This window comes from Anaerococcus hydrogenalis (assembly GCF_002871895.1).
GTDB classification, from domain to species: Bacteria; Bacillota; Clostridia; order Tissierellales; family Peptoniphilaceae; genus Anaerococcus; species Anaerococcus hydrogenalis.
The window spans coordinates 25221-43161 of record NZ_PNHP01000008.1; the positions used below are offsets into that span (position 1 = coordinate 25221).

At 31.4% G+C, this 17941-nt stretch carries 14 protein-coding genes and 1 other annotated feature; all 14 genes read left to right on the plus strand.

The window, feature by feature from the left end; genetic code table 11:
* Positions 1 to 132 precede the first annotated feature (132 nt).
* The 14 genes from CJ192_RS09005 to CJ192_RS09070 all read left to right on the plus strand — a co-directional run bounded on the left by CJ192_RS09005 (position 133) and on the right by CJ192_RS09070 (position 17935).
* Positions 133 to 1356: a dicarboxylate/amino acid:cation symporter gene (locus tag CJ192_RS09005; protein WP_004817010.1), complete on the plus strand. Its 1224-nt coding sequence runs from the start codon at positions 133 to 135 to the stop codon at positions 1354 to 1356.
* Positions 1357 to 1441: 85 nt separating this feature from the next.
* Positions 1442 to 4975 carry a pyruvate:ferredoxin (flavodoxin) oxidoreductase gene (nifJ, locus tag CJ192_RS09010; protein ID WP_102198518.1) on the plus strand — a complete coding sequence of 1178 codons (3534 nt, stop codon included), beginning with the start codon at positions 1442 to 1444 and terminating at the stop codon, positions 4973 to 4975.
* A gap of 331 nt (positions 4976 to 5306) precedes the next feature.
* The gene (gene glmS, locus CJ192_RS09015) at positions 5307 to 7127 is read left to right on the plus strand and encodes a glutamine--fructose-6-phosphate transaminase (isomerizing) (RefSeq protein ID WP_102198519.1); all 1821 of its coding nucleotides are present in this window, start codon (positions 5307 to 5309) and stop codon (positions 7125 to 7127) included.
* A 262-nt stretch (positions 7128 to 7389) separates the two neighbouring features.
* Positions 7390 to 7613, plus strand: a binding site (T-box leader).
* 62 nt (positions 7614 to 7675) lie between these two features.
* A complete protein-coding gene (locus tag CJ192_RS09020; protein WP_244897304.1) occupies positions 7676 to 8896 on the plus strand; it encodes an amidohydrolase in 1221 nt (406 codons plus the stop codon).
* Positions 8889 to 9917 (plus strand): methionine ABC transporter ATP-binding protein, encoded by a 1029-nt coding sequence (locus CJ192_RS09025; protein WP_004814361.1) that lies wholly within the window; start codon positions 8889 to 8891, stop codon positions 9915 to 9917. Before CJ192_RS09020 ends, CJ192_RS09025 begins: the two co-directional genes overlap by 8 nt.
* The gene (locus CJ192_RS09030; RefSeq protein ID WP_004814360.1) at positions 9904 to 10569 is read left to right on the plus strand and encodes a methionine ABC transporter permease; all 666 of its coding nucleotides are present in this window, start codon (positions 9904 to 9906) and stop codon (positions 10567 to 10569) included. The genes CJ192_RS09025 and CJ192_RS09030 overlap by 14 nt, the downstream gene beginning before the upstream one ends.
* A gap of 14 nt (positions 10570 to 10583) precedes the next feature.
* On the plus strand, positions 10584 to 11456 hold the full coding sequence (locus CJ192_RS09035; RefSeq protein WP_102198520.1) for a MetQ/NlpA family ABC transporter substrate-binding protein: 873 nt from the start codon (positions 10584 to 10586) through the stop codon (positions 11454 to 11456).
* 18 nt (positions 11457 to 11474) lie between these two features.
* Positions 11475 to 12326 (plus strand): MetQ/NlpA family ABC transporter substrate-binding protein, encoded by an 852-nt coding sequence (locus tag CJ192_RS09040; RefSeq protein WP_102198521.1) that lies wholly within the window; start codon positions 11475 to 11477, stop codon positions 12324 to 12326.
* A gap of 67 nt (positions 12327 to 12393) precedes the next feature.
* The gene (locus CJ192_RS09045) at positions 12394 to 12912 is read left to right on the plus strand and encodes a GNAT family N-acetyltransferase (protein WP_102198522.1); all 519 of its coding nucleotides are present in this window, start codon (positions 12394 to 12396) and stop codon (positions 12910 to 12912) included.
* Entirely contained in the window at positions 12909 to 15491 is a 2583-nt protein-coding gene (locus tag CJ192_RS09050) for an ATP-dependent DNA helicase (RefSeq protein WP_102198523.1), read from the plus strand. Before CJ192_RS09045 ends, CJ192_RS09050 begins: the two co-directional genes overlap by 4 nt.
* A gap of 40 nt (positions 15492 to 15531) precedes the next feature.
* On the plus strand, positions 15532 to 15867 hold the full coding sequence (locus CJ192_RS09055; protein WP_004817003.1) for a PadR family transcriptional regulator: 336 nt from the start codon (positions 15532 to 15534) through the stop codon (positions 15865 to 15867).
* Positions 15848 to 16555: a pseudouridine synthase gene (locus CJ192_RS09060; RefSeq protein ID WP_102198524.1), complete on the plus strand. Its 708-nt coding sequence runs from the start codon at positions 15848 to 15850 to the stop codon at positions 16553 to 16555. The genes CJ192_RS09055 and CJ192_RS09060 overlap by 20 nt, the downstream gene beginning before the upstream one ends.
* A gap of 32 nt (positions 16556 to 16587) precedes the next feature.
* Positions 16588 to 17196, plus strand: coding sequence for a sugar transferase (locus CJ192_RS09065; protein WP_102198525.1), 609 nt, complete (start codon positions 16588 to 16590; stop codon positions 17194 to 17196).
* Between the two features lie 166 nt (positions 17197 to 17362).
* Entirely contained in the window at positions 17363 to 17935 is a 573-nt protein-coding gene (locus CJ192_RS09070; RefSeq protein WP_004816982.1) for a glycerol-3-phosphate responsive antiterminator, read from the plus strand.
* Positions 17936 to 17941 lie beyond the last annotated feature (6 nt).

Sequence of the window (17941 nt, forward strand, 5' to 3'; positions counted from 1 at the left end):
AAAACAACACTCTTTCAATACCTTGAAAAGAAAATTTAGAAATCTTGTGAAAATGTTGACATGAAAAGAAAAAACTGATATTATTTAGGTGATCTTAAGATCAATATAATTCATTTCAAGGAGGAAATAGAAATGAAGAAACTAGGTTTATTGCCAAGGCTTATTATTGCAATTATTCTAGGTATTATAATCGGTCTAGTAGCACAAAAAGTTGGTGCTCTAAAGATTTTGGTTAGATTACTAATAACATTTAATGGTCTATTTGGCAACTTCTTAGGATTTGTTATTCCACTTATCATTATGGGATTTGTAATTCCTGGTATAGCAGATTTAGGAGATTCAGCAGGAAAGACACTAGCAATTACAGCAGGACTTGCGTATTTGTCAACAGTAGTATTCGGAACCATTACATATTTTGTAGGTAGCGTTGTTCTTCCAACATTTATCAAAAAGGGAGCAATTTCATTTGACCCTGATAAAAATGCAGGACACGTATTAAAGCCAATATTTGAATCCCCAATGGATCCAGTATTTTCTGTTACAACAGCACTTATTATTTCATTTATTCTAGGTGTTGGTATAGCAGCTGCAAAGGCTGACGTTCTTAAAAAAGCAGTTCATGAATTTTCTGATATTATTACTAAATTAATATCATCAGTTGTAATTCCATTATTGCCATTCCACATTTGTGGTATTTTTGCAAACATGGCTTATCAAGGAACTGTAGCAGTAGTACTTTCAGTATTTGCAAGAGTATTTATCATGGTATTAATACTCCACTACCTAACAATTACCACACAATTTACTATAGCAAGCTCAATGGCAGGCGGAAATCCATTCTCAAAAATCAAAACTATGATTCCAGCTTATATGACAGCTATAGGAACACAATCATCTGCAGCAACAATTCCAGTTACACTTAACCAAACTTATAAATTAGGTGTAAATAAGGGTATAGCAGACTTTGTAATTCCACTTTGTGCAACAATCCACTTATCAGGTTCAACAATAACACTTACATCTTGTTCCTTATCAATATTAATGCTTAATGGATCAGATGTAGGTTTCCAACATATGTTCCCATTCATCCTAATGTTAGGAGTAACAATGGTAGCAGCACCAGGAGTACCAGGTGGAGCAGTAATGGCAGCCCTAGGTATTCTTCAATCTATGCTTGGATTTACAGAACCAATGACAGCCTTAATCATTGCCCTATATGTTGCTCAAGATTCTTTCGGAACTGCATGTAACATAACAGGTGATGCAGCTATAGCTTGCGTTGTAAATAAAATTTCAGGATTTAAATTAGATCCACAAGCTAATGCTGAATATATTGATGAACTAGTTAAGCAATAAAAAATAGAACTCTTTTGAGTTCTATTTTTGAGCTTATGATCTTAAGAAAATTTTAATGAAAAATTATTAAAAAGGAGTAATTTTTATGACAATAAAAAGAAGAAAAGTTACCATGGATGGTAACACAGCGGCGGCTCACGTATCTTATGCTTTTAGTGAAGTTTCAGCTATATATCCTATAACTCCATCTTCACCAATGCCAGAATTTATTGATAAATGGGCAGCTAATGAAAGATTAAATCTTTTCGGAAATCCAGTTTCAGTAACAGAAATGCAACATGAAGCAGGAGCAGCAGGAGCAGTACATGGTTCCCTTGCAGCAGGAGCATTAACATCTACATACACAGCAAGTCAAGGACTTTTACTTATGATTCCTGATATGTACAAAATAGCAGGAGAAAGACTTCCAGCAGTTTTCCATGTAGCAGCTCGTTCATTATCAACATCTGCAATCAATATGTATGGTGACCACCAAGACGTTATGGCAGCAAGAGCAACAGGATTTGCTATGCTTGCAGAAGGTTCTGTTCAAGAAATTATGGACCTATCACCAGTAGCCCACCTTGCGGCTATAAAGGGAAGAGTTCCATTTGTAAACTTCTTTGATGGATTTAGAACAAGTCACGAAATTCAAAAAATCGACGTTTGGGATTATGACCAATTCGAAGATATGGTTGATTGGAAAGCTATTGACGATTTTAAAAACGATTCCCTAAATCCACACAGACCAACCATGCGTGGTGTATTTGAAAAAAGTGGATATTTCCAAAGAGCAGAAGCACAAAATAAAGCTTATGATGCTATACCTGAAATCGTTCTTTCTTATATGGAAAAAGTAAACGAAAAAATTGGAACAAATTATTCTTTATTTAACTATGTTGGTGCTGATGATGCTACAGATATAATTGTTGCTATGGGATCAGGTACAGATACTATCCAACAAACGGTAGAAGAATTAAATAAAGAAGGTAGAAAAGTAGGACTTGTAAAAGTTCATCTTTATAGACCTTTCTCAACCAAACACTTATTAGAAGCAATTCCAGAAACAGTTGAAAGAATTGCAGTTCTTGATAGGACTAAAGAAAAAGGATCAGCTGGAGAACCACTATACTTAGATGTATTAGAAGCATTCTCAGATTCAAATAGAAATCCAAAAATAATTGCAGGAAGATATGGACTTGGCCAAAAAGATACAAGACCTGCTCATTTTAAATCAGTATTTGATAATTTAGCAAAAGAAAATCCTAAAAACCACTTTACTGTTGGAATTAATGATGATGTAACTCATACATCACTTGAAGTTGATGACAGCTTTGTAATTAACGATGGAAAAACAACTCGTTGTATTTTCTGGGGAAACGGTGGAGATGGTACAGTAGGAGCAAATAAATCTGCTATCAAAATTATAGGTGATAATACTGATATGTTTGCCCAAGGATACTTTGACTATGATGCCAAAAAATCTAATGGTTTAACAATGTCTCACTTAAGATTTTCACCAAACCCAATCCATGCTGCTTACTTTATAGATGAAGCTGACTTTGTATCATGCTCACCTCAAGCTTATGTAAGACAATATAATTTGGTTAAAAACTTAAAAGAAGGTGGAATTTTCTTATTAAATACAATTTGGTCAGAAGAAGAACTTGAAGAACATATTCCAAATTATCTTTTAAAAGAAATTGCAGATAAAAATATTAAATTTTACACAGTAAATGCTTCAAAAATTGCTCAAGAAGTAGGCCTTGGACATAGAACAAACATGGTTATCCAAACAGCTTTCTTTATTCTTTCAGAAGTTTTACCAATAGATGATGCTATAAAATACCTAAAAGATTCTATAGAAAAATCTTATGGAATGAAGGGTCAAGATATTGTTGATATGAACAACAAGGCAGTTGATCGTGCAAGTGAAGAGTTACAAGAAATAAAAGTTAAAGAAGAATGGAAAAACCTAAAAGATGATAGGGAAGGCGAAAATGAAAACGAACCTGACTTTATCAAAAATATGGTTAGACCAATTATAAACCTAAAAGAAGATGACCTACCAGTTTCAACATATTTACCATACGATGATGGTCAATACATGGCAGGAACTTCTAGATATGAAAAACGTGGTATAGCTTTATTTGTTCCAGAATGGAATATTGATAATTGTATCCAATGTAACCAATGTTCATACATTTGTCCACACGCTACAATTAGACCATTCTTATTAGATGAAGAACAAAAAGCTAAAGCACCAGAAGGATTTGAAACTAAAAAAGCTATAGGCAAGGGACTTGAAGGATACGAATTTAGAATCCAAGTTTCACCATATGATTGTATGGGATGTGGAAACTGTGTTGACGTATGTCCAGCTCCAAAAAAAGCTTTAGCTATGAAACCAATAGATGAACAAATTGAAAAACAAGCAGATAATTGGGAATTTGCTCACGAAGAAGTTGGATATAGGGATGATGAAATAGCTCCAACAAATGTCAAAAATTCACAATTTAGCCAACCATTATTAGAATTCTCAGGCGCATGTGCAGGCTGTGGAGAAACACCATACGCAAAATTAATCACCCAACTTTACGGTGACCATCAAATTATTTCAAACGCAACTGGATGTTCATCAATCTGGGGATCATCAGTTCCATCAATGCCATACTGTACAAATAAAAATGGGGAAGGTCCAGCTTGGGCATCATCCTTATTTGAAGATGCAGCAGAATATGGTTATGGTATGCTTCTTGCAACAAAATCAAATAAATTCTTACTAGAAACATTAATGAAAAAGTTCTTAGAATTAAAAGTTTCTACACCTCTTAACGATGCCTTTAATGAATGGTTAGAAAATAATGATGATTTTGAAGAAAGCAAAAAAGCTGCTATAAAAATTGAATCATTAATAGCAAATGAAACTGACAATGAAGAAGCTAATAAGATTATTGAAAGAATTAAAAATCTAAAAGATTATTTAGTTAAAAAATCTGTTTGGATTTACGGTGGAGACGGTTGGGCTTATGATATAGGCTTTTCTGGAGTAGACCATGTTCTTGCAAGTGGCGATGACATTAATATCATCGTATTTGATACAGAAGTTTACTCAAATACAGGTGGACAAAGTTCAAAGGCAACTCCTCTTGCAGCTGTAGCAAAATTTGCAGCAAGTGGTAAAAAAGTTAGAAAGAAAGACCTTGGCTTAATGATGACAACTTATGGTTATGTTTATGTTGCCCAAGTTGCAATGGGAGCAAACCAAGCTCAAACCCTAAAAGCAATAAAAGAAGCAGAATCTTACCATGGTCCATCACTAATAATTGCCTACGCTCCATGTATTAACCACGGACTAAAAGCAGGAATGGGCAAGACTCAAAGAAGAGAAAAAGAAGCTGTAGCAAGTGGATATTGGCACTTATGGAGATTTAACCCACTTCTTAAAGAAGAAGGCAAGAATCCATTCGTTCTAGATTCAAAAGATCCTACAGAATCTTTCCAAGAATTTTTACAAGGAGAAGTAAGGTATGCTTCCCTTAAAAAAGCATTCCCAGAAGATGCAGATAGGTTATATGCAGAAGCTGAAGAAGCTGCTAAGGAAAGGTTAGAATCTTACAAAAAGATGGAAAATAAATAAAAAATAGCTACTAATTACTAAGTGTTTTAATAAACCAGGCTTTAAGTCTGGTTTATTTTTTTGGATATTAAAAATGTTTTTATAAAAATTTCCTAAAATAAAGCTCATTTTTATTACTTTTTTTATTCATAATTATAGTGTATAATGTTAAAACGAGGTAAAAATTGATTAGCGCCAGATCCCTTTGGGATGACGAGGAATGGAGTTATCGAAAATTCGGCGGATGCTCCATAGCTTTCACAGGCTTAGTATTTAACAAAGATAAGAAGCAATTCTTATTACAAAGAAAATAAAGTGATACCTCTAAAATTAAATATATAAGGAGGATACTATGTGCGGAATAGTATGTTACAAAGGAAATTTAGAAGCTAGGGATGTAATTGTTGAAGGGCTCGAAAGATTGGAATACAGGGGATATGATTCTGCTGGAATTTCATTAATTGATAATGGAGTACTTTCTACAGTTAAAAAAAGTGGTAAGGTTAAAGTTTTAAAAGATGAACTTTCTAAAAATCCTATCAAGGGACATTTGGGAATTGGCCATATTAGATGGGCAACTCACGGTGGTCCTTCAGATGTAAATTCACACCCACACCTTTCAAATAATGGAAAAATCGCTGTAGTTCATAATGGAATTATTGAAAATTACAATGAATTAAAAGAAAATCTTAAAAAAGAAGGATATACTTTTAAATCAGAAACTGATACAGAAGTAATAGCAGTTTTAATTGAAAAATTCTATGAAAATGACCTATTAGATGCAGTAAGAAAAGCTAAGGCTATGCTTAGGGGATCTTATGCACTTGGAATTATTTGCCAAGACGAAGATGATAGACTTATTGTTTTAAGAGAAGAAAGTCCACTTGTTTTGGGACTTACTGATGATGGAATTCTTGCAGCAAGTGATTTACCATCAATTATTAAATATACAAAAGATGTAGTTTATCTTGAAAATGGAGACCTTGTTGATATAAAAGGAAATGATTATACTATCTATGATAGGGATAATAATAAGGTAGAAAGAGAAGTTTCTAAAGTTACTTTCTCATTTGAAGATGCTACAAAAGAAGGCTATGACCATTTCATGATTAAAGAAATTAATGAGCAACCAAAGGCTATTGCTGATACTATCAAATACAAATTGACTGATGGCCTTATAGATTTTAAAGAAAATGCCTTTAGCAAAGAAGAAATTCAAGGATTTAATAAAATTTATATGGTAGCTTGTGGTACAGCCTACAATGCAGGTATTGTTGGTTCATATGCCTTTGAAAAATTTGCAAAAATTCCAGTAATTTGTGATATAGCAAGTGAGTTTAGATACAATGATCCATTTATAGATGATAAAACTTTAATAATTTTACCATCTCAATCAGGAGAAACTGCTGATACTCTTGCAGCTTTAAGACTTGCTAGAGAAAAGGGAGCAAAGACTCTTGTTTTGACAAATGTAGTTGCATCATCACTTGATAGGGAAGCTGATAAGACAATTTATTGTTATGCAGGACCTGAAATTGCAGTAGCATCTACTAAGGCTTATACAACACAAATAATTTCATTTTATATGCTAGCCTTAGACTTTGCTAGAAAATTAGAAACAATTAGTGAAGAAGAATACAAAAATATCTTAGATGAAATCAAAAAAATTCCAGAAAAAGTTAAGGAAATTCTTGATGATATAGAAGATATCAAAAAATATGCCCAAGAGATTAAAAACTCTGAATCAATATTTTACCTAGGACGTGGCCTAGATTATAAATCTGTAATTGAGGGAGCTTTGAAATTAAAAGAAGTTTCATATATTCACTCTGAAGCTTTTGCAGCTGGAGAATTAAAACACGGTACAATTGCCCTAATTGAAGAGGGAACACCAGTTGTTACAGTTGCAACTCAAGAAAATATTATGGAAAAGACAATTTCAAATGTAAAAGAAGTTATTTCAAGAGGAGCTAATATTTTCTCAATTGCAAGAAGCGATGATCACCTTGAAGATATTTCTCACTACACTTACAAATTACCAGAAACAATAGATGCCCTTTACCCAGTACTAGCTGTAGTTCCACAACAATTACTAGCTTATTACACATCAGATGCAAAGGGAATTGATGTAGATAAACCAAGAAATTTAGCTAAATCAGTAACAGTAGAATAACTTGCACAAAAAATTAATTACAGTATATTATTAGTGAATTTATTTTACCAAAACCATGAAGAAGCCTTAGGGCTTCTTTTTTTTGAATTTTTAAAAAATTTTTTTACCTATCATATTATTAGTATGAGTATTTGTATGCTTTTATAAAAGTCTGGATTTTAGGGATTTTAATTAATAATTTCACCTATAAATTTATAAAAATTAAAAAAAGTCTTGACAGAAAATTTAAAAGATAGTATTATCTAATTATCAAAGAGATTTACAAAACCAGATAAAGAGAAGAGTAATCGTATGGATTATTGTACAGAGAGCCCTGTTTTGCTGAGAAGGGTGGATAAAAAATATGATGAAGATGGTCTCAGATGGGATAGGTCGATATTTAGACTTATACGGGAACTCCCGTTATAGAGTTAGGATATATTAGTATCTGAAGTGGCATTTTTTAGTGCAAAAAAGGTGGTAACGCGGAAAAATTTCGTCCTTATTGTAGTTTTATCTACGATAAGGACTTTTATTTTGTTTAAATTTAGAAAAGAAAGGTAGAGAAAATGGCAAAAAATATAAGCCATGATGAAATAAAGGCATTAATAAAGGAAAATTTAGATTTTTCTAAAAAAATAAAAAATTATTTGCATGAAAATCCAGAGCTTTCAAGCAAGGAATCTGAAACCCGTAAATTTCTCATAGACCAGTGCAAAAAACTTGGATTAGAAATCCGAGAAGTTAAAAATTCAACAGGCTTTGTAGCAATTCTTGATACAAAAAAAGATGGGAAAATTTTAGGATTAAGAACTGATATAGATGCCCTTCCAATTTTAGAAAATGATCAAAATTTAAAAAGAAAAAAGGAAGTTGTATCAAAAAATCCTGGCGTGATGCATGCATGTGGTCATGATTTTCATATGGCCCTTGCCCTAACAAGTGCAAAAATCCTAAGCCAAATTAAGGATAAATTAGATGGAAAATTTTACTTTATCTTTGAAGAAGGCGAGGAGACAGGGGCAGGAATCCACGCTATGGTTGATCATTTAAAAAATATTAACTTTGATGCAATTTATGGAAACCATGTTAATACCGAAATAGAAACTGGAAAAATTGCCATTTCCAAAGGAAGAGTTTATGCAGGATGTGCAGGAGTTGATTTTGATGTAATTGGAAGAGGTGGTCATGGTTCAAGGCCAGACCTTTTGACTTCACCAATCAATGCCCTTGTTGCTATTATAAATAATTTAAATCAAACTTGGGCAACAAATCTTGATCCAAATGAAATTGTAACTTTGGGAATAGGATCAATAAATGCAGGTTTTGCTTCAAATGTAATTCCTGATAAGGCAAATTTGAAGGCGACCTTGAGATTTTTCAAAGATGAGGTTGGAGAAAATGCCTTGGAAAAGTTAAAAACTGTGGCAGAAAAAACTGCGAATCTTTATGATTGTAAGATTAAATTTAACGATTATACAAGGGTGGTTGCCTATCCAGTGACAAATGATGAAAAACTTGCAGACTTTGCAAGAAAATCCTTAAATGAGATCCTTCCTGATGCCTTGGTTGATCAAGAAGTTTCTTATGGGGGAGAATCATTTTATGGATATGCAAAAATTTGCCCAACAGTTTTTGCAAAAATCGGTATAAAAAACGAAAAAGAAGGCTATGGAGCAGGTGCCCATACTGAAAAATTTGATGTAGATAATGAGGGGCTTTATTTCGGCCTAGCATCTGCCCTTAACTTTTTAATAAATTTTAGTAGGAAAGAGAGTAATAATGATTGAACTTAAAAATATAAGCGTTGACTTTGATGGTTTTAAGGCAGTTGATGGGGTAAATCTTAAAATTGAAAAGGCTGATGCCTTTGGTATTGTAGGATTTTCCGGAGCTGGTAAGTCAACTTTAGTAAGGTGTATAAATCTTTTGCAAAAGCCAACAAATGGTGAGGTTTTGATAAAGGGTGAAAATCTTTTGAACTTATCTCAAAAAGATTTAAGACAAAGACGTAAAAAAATAGGAATGATTTTCCAACACTTTAATCTTTTGAATAATATTTCTGTAATTGATAATGTAATTTTTCCAATTAGAAAAGACAATATTTCAAAAGAAGAAAAAATTAAAAAGGCAAAAAAACTTTTGGACTTAGTTGGAATAGGTGATAAGGCTGACTCTTTCCCAAGAGAGCTTTCAGGTGGACAAAAACAAAGGTGTGCAATTGCAAGAGCCCTTGCATCAGATCCTGAGATTTTACTTTGTGATGAGGCAACAAGTGCCCTTGATCCAAAGACTACCAAGCAAATTTTAAAACTTCTTGGAGAAATCAAGGAAAAAATTGGCCTTACCATTGTAATTATCACCCACCAAATGGAGGTTGTAAAAGATCTTTGCAATAAGGTTGCTGTAATGCAAGATGGAAAAGTTATAGAAGAAGGCACAACCCTTGAAATTTTTTCAAATCCAAGACACAGACTTACAAAAGACTTTGTAGAAACATCTACAAATGTAAACCAAACCTTAGAAGAAGTTAAAAATAATTTGGGAGTTTTGAAAAAGGATGAATTTTTGGTAAAACTTTCCTATGTTGGAGCTTCAACCACAGAGCCTGTTATAAATGAAATTTATGAAAAATTTAAGGTAAAAACAAATGTACTGGCAGGAAATATAGAATTTATTACAAATGTTCCAGTTGGAAATCTTATAGTAACCTTTAAGGCAGAAAAAGAAAATATCGACAAGGCTATTGAATACTTGGTAGCTGGAGGAACAAATGTAGAACTTTTAGGAGATAGTAATGGGATACTTTGATTATGCACTTTCAATAAAAGATAGGATTTTTGAAGATATAGGACTTACATTTTATATGTTGATTTTATCAGCTATATTTTCAGGAATTTTTGGACTTATAATAGGAGTTATATTAGTTGTAACAAATGAAGGCGGAATTTTGGAAAATAAAAAAGTTTATAGCATTTTAGATAAAATTACCAACCTATTTCGTGCTATTCCCTTTATCATTTTACTTGCTGTAATAAGTCCTCTTACAAACTTTATAGTAGGAACAAGAATTGGACCAACAGCCGCAATAGTTCCCCTAGTTTTTTCTTGTGTGCCATTTTTTGCAAAACAAGTTGAACAAGCCTTGGCAGAAGTTGACCCGGGAGTAATAGAAGCAGCAGAGGCTATGGGAAATTCTCCCTTTGAAATTATAACAGCAGTTTATTTAAGAGAAGGACTTCCTTCATTAATAAGAGCCTCATCAATAACCTTGATTTCACTTCTAGGTCTTACAGCAATGGCTGGAACAATCGGAGCTGGAGGAATAGGAAATTTAGCAATAGCAGTTGGATATAATAGGTACAAAAATGACGTTGTAATTATATCCGTAATAGTAATATTGATAATTGTATATGCCATCCAAGGCCTTGCAAATTTATTAATAAAGAAAACATCACATTAAAAGGAGAAAAAATAATGAAAAAAATTACAAAAATTGCCCTAGGCTTAGGGCTAGTACTAAGCTTAACAGCTTGTGGAAATAAGAAGGACGACACAAACTCAAACAGCAATGCTTCAAACCAAGCAAAAACAGAAGACAGGTTTGCAGATGCCAAAGAAATAAAAATTGGTGTTTGTGGAGAAAAAAATGAAGTTTTAGAAGATATTGCAAAAAGATTTGAAAAAGATACAGGAAAGAAAATAAAAATAGTTTCATTTTCAGATTACAACCAACCAAACGAGGCTTTAAAAGCAGGCGATATTGATTTAAATGCCTTCCAACACAAAAAATTCTTGGAAGATTATAACAAATCTCACAAAACTGATATAGTTGCAGTTGGAGATACCCTACTTGCCCCAATGGGAATATATTCTGATAAAATAAAAGATGTAAAAGAAATAAAAGATGGGGACAAAATTGCAATTCCAAATGACCCAACAAACGGAGCTAGAGCCCTTTTCCTACTTCAATCAGCCGGCTTAATAGAAGTTGATGGAAAAGAGGGAGATGCAATTACAGTAGCAGATATCAAAGAAAATCCAAAAAATTTAGAAATAATAGAACTTGATGCAAGCCAAACAGCAAGAAACCTTACAGAAGTTGCTGCATCAGTAATAAATTCTGGAGTAGCAGTAGATGCAGGATTTGTTCCAACAGAAGATGCAATTTATCTTGAAGATAAGGACGATCCAGCAAAGGCAATCTATGTAAACATAATTGCAGCAAGAAAAGAAGACAAAGATTCAAAAACTGTAGAAAACTTTATTAAAAATTATTACCAAACAGACGAAACCAAAAAATTAGTAGAAAAAGAAACAAAAGGATCAGAAATTCCAGCTTGGAAATAAAAATTAAGGAGATAAAAAATGAAAAAATTAGGAAAAATAGCCCTAGGACTTGCCCTACTTGTAGGATTTAGCTCATGTGCAAACAAGGATAATAAAAAGGAAGCAAACTCAAACTCAAATACCAAAGAAAAACAAACAATAAAAATTGGTGTAGTTGGAGAATATAACGATGTATTAAATGAAGTATCAAAAAGATATGAAGAAAAAACAGGAAACAAGGTTGAACTTGTAGTATTTTCAGATTATAATCAACCAAATGAAGCCTTAGAATCTGGAGATATTGACTTAAATGCCTACCAACACAAAAAATATCTAGAAGAATACAACAAAGACCACAAAACAGACCTTGTATCAATCGGAAATACAATGCTTGCACCACTTGGAATTTATTCCAAAAAATATAAATCCCTAGATGAAGTAAAAGATAATGATGAAGTAGTAATTCCAAACGATGCATCAAACGGAGCAAGAGCCCTATTCTTATTACAAGATGCAGGATTAATAAAGGTAAATGGAAAAAAAGGTGATTCAATTACAGTAACAGATGTAAAAGAAAATCCAAAAAATCTAAAAATTACAGAAGTAGATGCAAGTCAAACTGCAAGAAACCTAGACTCAGCAGCTATAGCCGTTGTAAATGATACCTTTGCCCTTGATTCAAAAATTGCAACAGAATATCCAGCCTTAAAATTTGAAGATTCAAAACCAACAGACGATAACCCATATGTAAATATAATAGTTGCAAAAAAAGATAGAAAAGATGATAAATTTTTAAATGACTTTGTAAAAAATTATTACCAAACAGATCAAACTGAAAAAGACTATAAAAAATTCACAGGCGGAGCATGGATTCCAGCTTGGGAAAAATAAGACCCCTTTAAAAGACTACGAGAGATTTACTCGTAGTTTTTTAATTTGAGAAATTTTAAATAAATTAATGTATAATAATGATATGAGAATAGCAGAAATTAAAGATTTAGATGAAATTATGATAATTATAAATGATGGCAAAAAAGCTTTGAAAAAAGATGGGATTGACCAGTGGCAAAATGGACTTCCTGATAGGGAGGGGATTTGTGAAAATATTTTGACAGGGGAAAGTTTTGTTTATGAGGAAGATGGGGAGATTTTATCTTTTGCTTATTTGAAAAAAGCTTACGAAGAAGATTATAGGGAAATTGAAAATAATTTTAAAAAGCATGGACCTTATCTTACTATTCACAGATTAAGTGTGAAAGAAAGTGCCAAAAAAAGAGGGGTTGCTAAGAAATTTTTTGACCAAATTATCTCTTATGGCAAAGACTTAAAAATGGATGCCATAAGAATTGATACCCATCCTGATAATTTTAAAATGCAAAATTTGATTAAGAAATTTTCTTTTGAAAAAGTAGGAGTTTGTACGGTTGATGATAAGATTAGAAGATCAAAAAGATATGTTTATGAGCTAGTTTTATGATTAATGAAAAGCAAAATTTGATTGTAAATGATTCAAAATATCCTGCTGCAGTTCTTGCAGGTCCTGGAACTGGAAAAACTTTTACTATTGTCCAAAAAATTATTTCTTTAATAAAAAATGAAGGCCTAAGTCCTAATAAAATCCTTGTTACAACCTTTACCAAAAAGGCTGCAAATGAGCTTGTAGAAAGGGTTGAGTCAGGGCTTAAAGATGAAAATATCCATGCTGATACTTCAAATATGCTTATTGGAAATTTTCATTCCCTTGCCCTTTCTTTTTTAAAAGAATATAGGGCCTTTTCTAATAAAATTTTTGATCCCTTTGTTATAGATTCAAACATTGAAGGTTATTTGCTTGAGAAAAATATGGGAATTTTTAGGGAAATTCCAAATTTTAATGACCTTATTTCCTACAATGAAGTGGGTCAAATTATGGGGATTTTTTCAAATATTACCAACAATTTGATAGATTTAAATAAGCTAAGAAACTCTTCTAATGTCAAGGATGTCTTGGCCTTAGAAGTTTATTTAAAATGGGCAGATTTTCTTGATAGGAATAATCTTGTTAATTATCAATTGATACTTAAAAATTTCTACGACCTTTTGGAAGATCCCCTTTTTGGCAAAAAAATCAGAGATAGGATTGATTTTGTAATTATTGATGAATACCAAGATACCAACAAAATCCAAGAAGAAATTGCCTTTAACCTTTGTAAGGGAAAAAATCTCATGGTTTTTGGAGATGATGACCAGGCCCTTTATTCTTTTAGGGGGGCAAGTCCCAGTAATTTAAGGGAATTTGATAAGGCTTGCAAGAAAAAAATGAAGGCAGATGCCAAATTTTATGAGCTTGATATAAATTACAGGTCAAACCAAGAAATAATTGATAAGTCAAGGGATTTTCTAGTAAAATCTGAGGCTTTTGATTTGGAAAAAATTAAAAACTTACAAGCAAATGAGAAAAATAAAAATGAAAATTCTGTAGTAAGGGCCAGGGCCAACAATTACGAAAATATTGAAAAAATTGTAAAATTTTTAAATCAAAAAATTAATTTAAATCAAATAGCCTTTTTATTTCCAAGCTTAAATAGCGACTATCCCAAATCCTTACAAACTTATTTTGAAAATCACGGGATAAATGTCTTAAATAAGTCATCAAAATTGTTTTTTAAAAGAAGAGAAATAAGGCTTTGCCTTTATGTCCTGCTTTCAATTTTTTCAAAAAAACCCAAAAAACTTACAGGATCAAGCCCAGATAAGTACACTTGGGTAAATGAAACAAATTTTAAGAAATATATAGGTGGGATTTTTGATTATAAGGAATTTGTAAAAGATGAAAAATTAAATGCCTTTATAAATGAAGAAAAATTATCCTTAGCCCAAAATAAATCCTACACTGATATTTTGTATAGGGCCTTTGGCCTTGATATATTTAGGAAAATTTTAGGTCAAAAAATGGATGATTTAAACCATATAAGGGAGCTTTCAAATATTGGGAAATTCACATCAATCTTATCAGATTTTATAAATTTACAAGGCGATAATATTAACTATTATGAAAAATCAGTAGATTTAATTTATGGATACATTTTTTATCTTTTTAAAAATTCTTCCATAAGCGAATTTGAAAACTGCGATGTTCCAAAAAATTCGGTAATATTTTCTACAATCCATCAGGCAAAAGGACTTGAGTATGATGTGGTTTTTGTTTCAAGTTTGTATGATAAGCCAAGAAAAGATAGGGAGGCCTTTAGTCCTCAAATTGATGTAAAAAATAAAAGTGATCATTTGAAAAATTATTATAGGAAATACTACACAGCCTTTACCAGGGCAAAAAATCTCTTGGTTTTACTAGATAACTGCCAAGATCAAAGCATGATAAATTTTTCCCAAGCTTTAAATTCTTCATCAAATTTAAATTCTATAGATTTTAAATTTAAAAAAGACCAGGTTAAGAAAGAAATTCTTGCCTATACAACAGATATTTCCCTATATGACACCTGCCCCTTAAAATATAAATTTATTAGACTTTTAAACTATAGGAAAGAAAAAACTAAAGCTTTAGATTTTGGATCAAAAGTCCATAGTCTTTCAGAATATCTTACAAATTTAAAGAAAGAAAATCTTTCTTTAGAAAAAATAAATGACTTTATAAGAGAAAATAAGGAATTTCAAAGGCCAATAGAAAATTTTGTAAATAGGAATTTTCCTATAAAGAATTCAGAAATGAATATAAAACTTGATAGAAAAGATTATATACTCCAAGGAAATATTGATATAGTCCTTGAAAATGGATCTATAATCGATATTAAAACTGGAAAAATTAATAATTTATCTTCATACAAGAACCAGCTCCTTACTTACTACAACTTGTTGGTATATAATAATAAAAAAGTTGATAGGATGTTTTTATATTTTATAGAAGAAGATGAGCTAATAGAAGTTGAAAAATCGGATTTTGATATGGAATATATAGACAGGATAGGAAAAAATATAGTAGAAAAAAATATAGAAATAAGGACTGATGATAAAGGTAAGTGTAGATATTGTCCTATGGCTTATTTTTGTAAAAGAACTTGAATAAGCTCTACTATGTAATACAATGTTCTTAGGTGATAAAATGAAATCTCAAATGTTAAAGGGAGTTATCGAAGGGGTAATTCTAAAAATTATAAAAGATAAAGAAACATACGGATATGAAATAGTAGAAACTTTAAGGTTAAATGGTTTTTACAATATGACAGAATCAACAGTTTATCCTATTTTGCAAAGACTATCAAAAAAAGGACTTATATTTTCATCAAAAGAAAAATCCAAGGTTGGACCAAAAAGAAAATATTATTATATAACTCCAAAGGGGGAGGAATATTTGATAGATTTTTCAAAAGATTTTTTGGAACTTGAAGAAAATGTAAGAAATATTTTAGGAGTAAAAAATGATAATGAGAGTAGATAAGATGATTGGAAATGCCAATCTTGATACAAGAAAAAATATAAAAAGAAATGCAAAAAAAGGTGAGCTAATAATAAATGGTCAAATTGTTAAAGATTCATCAGTAAAAGTTGATCCAAATTTGGATGAAGTAATATATATGGGTGAGCTTGTAGATTATTTTGATAATATTTATATAATGATGAACAAAAGAGAAGGGCTTATTTGCCAATCAAACGAACTTGATGGGACAGTAATGAGCGATTTAGATGAATTTTATTTAAATTTGGACCTTGCTATAGCAGGACGACTTGATAAAGATACCACAGGACTTTTATTATTATCAACAGATGGAAAATTTATCCACAAGGTCATAAGTCCAAACTCAAATATTTGGAAAAAATATGAGGTTGAAACATCCAAAAAAATAGCCCCTGCCTTAGTTGAAATTTTTAAAGATGGAGTATATATTAAAGAAGATGACTATTATGCAAGAAGTGCAAAACTTGATATAATAGGAGAGAAAAAAGCCTATGTATATGTTACAGAAGGAAAGTTTCATTTAGTAAAAAGATTATTTTCAAACAATGACAATGAAGTTATAAAATTAAAAAGACTCGCTATAGGAGATCTAGAATTAGACCAAAGCCTAAACCCAGGTCAATATAGGGAACTTAGCGAGGAAGAAAAAAATTTATTTATAAAAGATTAACACAGAAAAATAATTTGTGTTAAGGAGAAAATATGTACGAAAATCATATAAAATTTATATTGGACAAAATATTAGCTATATTTGCCCTAATATTTTTAAGTCCAATAATTCTTATCACAGCAATAATAATAAAAATAAAAGAGCCCAAGGCTCCTGTCCTATTTATCCAAGAAAGATCAGGAAGAAATAGAAAACCATTTAGGTGTTATAAATTTAGGTCCATGAGAACAACAGCTCCCCAAAATGCCTCAACATGGGAGCTTGAACATCCTGAAAATTACATAACACCTTTTGGTAGCTTTATTAGAAAAACATCAATAGATGAAATTCCACAAATATATAATATCTTAAAAGGAGATATGTCCTTTGTAGGCCCAAGACCTGTAATATTAAAAGAAGAAAAACTTTTAGATTTAAGAGAAGAATATGGTGCTTGTGAGGTAAAACCAGGCATAACAGGCCTTGCTCAAATTTCAGGAAGAGATGACCTACCCCCAAGACAAAAGGCTAAAATGGATGGACTTTACGCAAAAAATATAAACTTTGTAGATGATATAAAATTATTTTTAAAAACAATACCTGCTGTAATATTTGGAGAAGGAATAAGAGAAGGAAAAAGAAGCGAAGAAGATTTTAAATAAAAAGAATCAATTCCTTCTTTTTTATTTTGTAAAAATATTAGAAAAAACTTATGAAATTGTTTGCATAATAAAAATTAATATGATAAAATAAAAATGTAATAAATATATTTGGAGAAGCGAGCACTTATTTTATACATAGGTCTCGCTTTGTGTATTTGGAGGAGAAATGATAGATATTATAGACTTGCTTTTAGAAAATCCTTGTATTATGGCAATAAAGGATAATACGGATTTAAAAGAGTGTTTAAAAGATGAATACGAAAACAACAAGGTGGTTTTTGTTTTGTATGGAAGCATTGAATCAATACCAGCCATTGTTGAAAAATTAAAAGATCGTGATAAGGTTGTATTTATTCACGAAGACCTTATTGAGGGCCTTTCCTCATCATCTTTGTCATCATCATTTATCAAAAAATACACAAATGCCGATGGAATTATTACAACAAGAAGTCAAAATGCAGCTTATGCAAGAAGAATAGGACTTTTAGCTATACTAAGGTTCTTCGTCCTTGATTCCTTATCTTATAATAATGTAAAAGAAACATTAAAAAAGGCAAATTGTGATCTTGTTGAAATACTTCCCGGTATTATGCCAAAAATTCTAGATGATATAGAAAAAAGAACATCTATTCCTCTTATTGCCGGAGGGCTAGTTAGGGATAAAAAAGATGTTTTTGATGCCCTAAATTCAAAGGCAGTTGCTGTATCATCATCAAATTATAATGTTTGGAAAATGTAAAAGGAG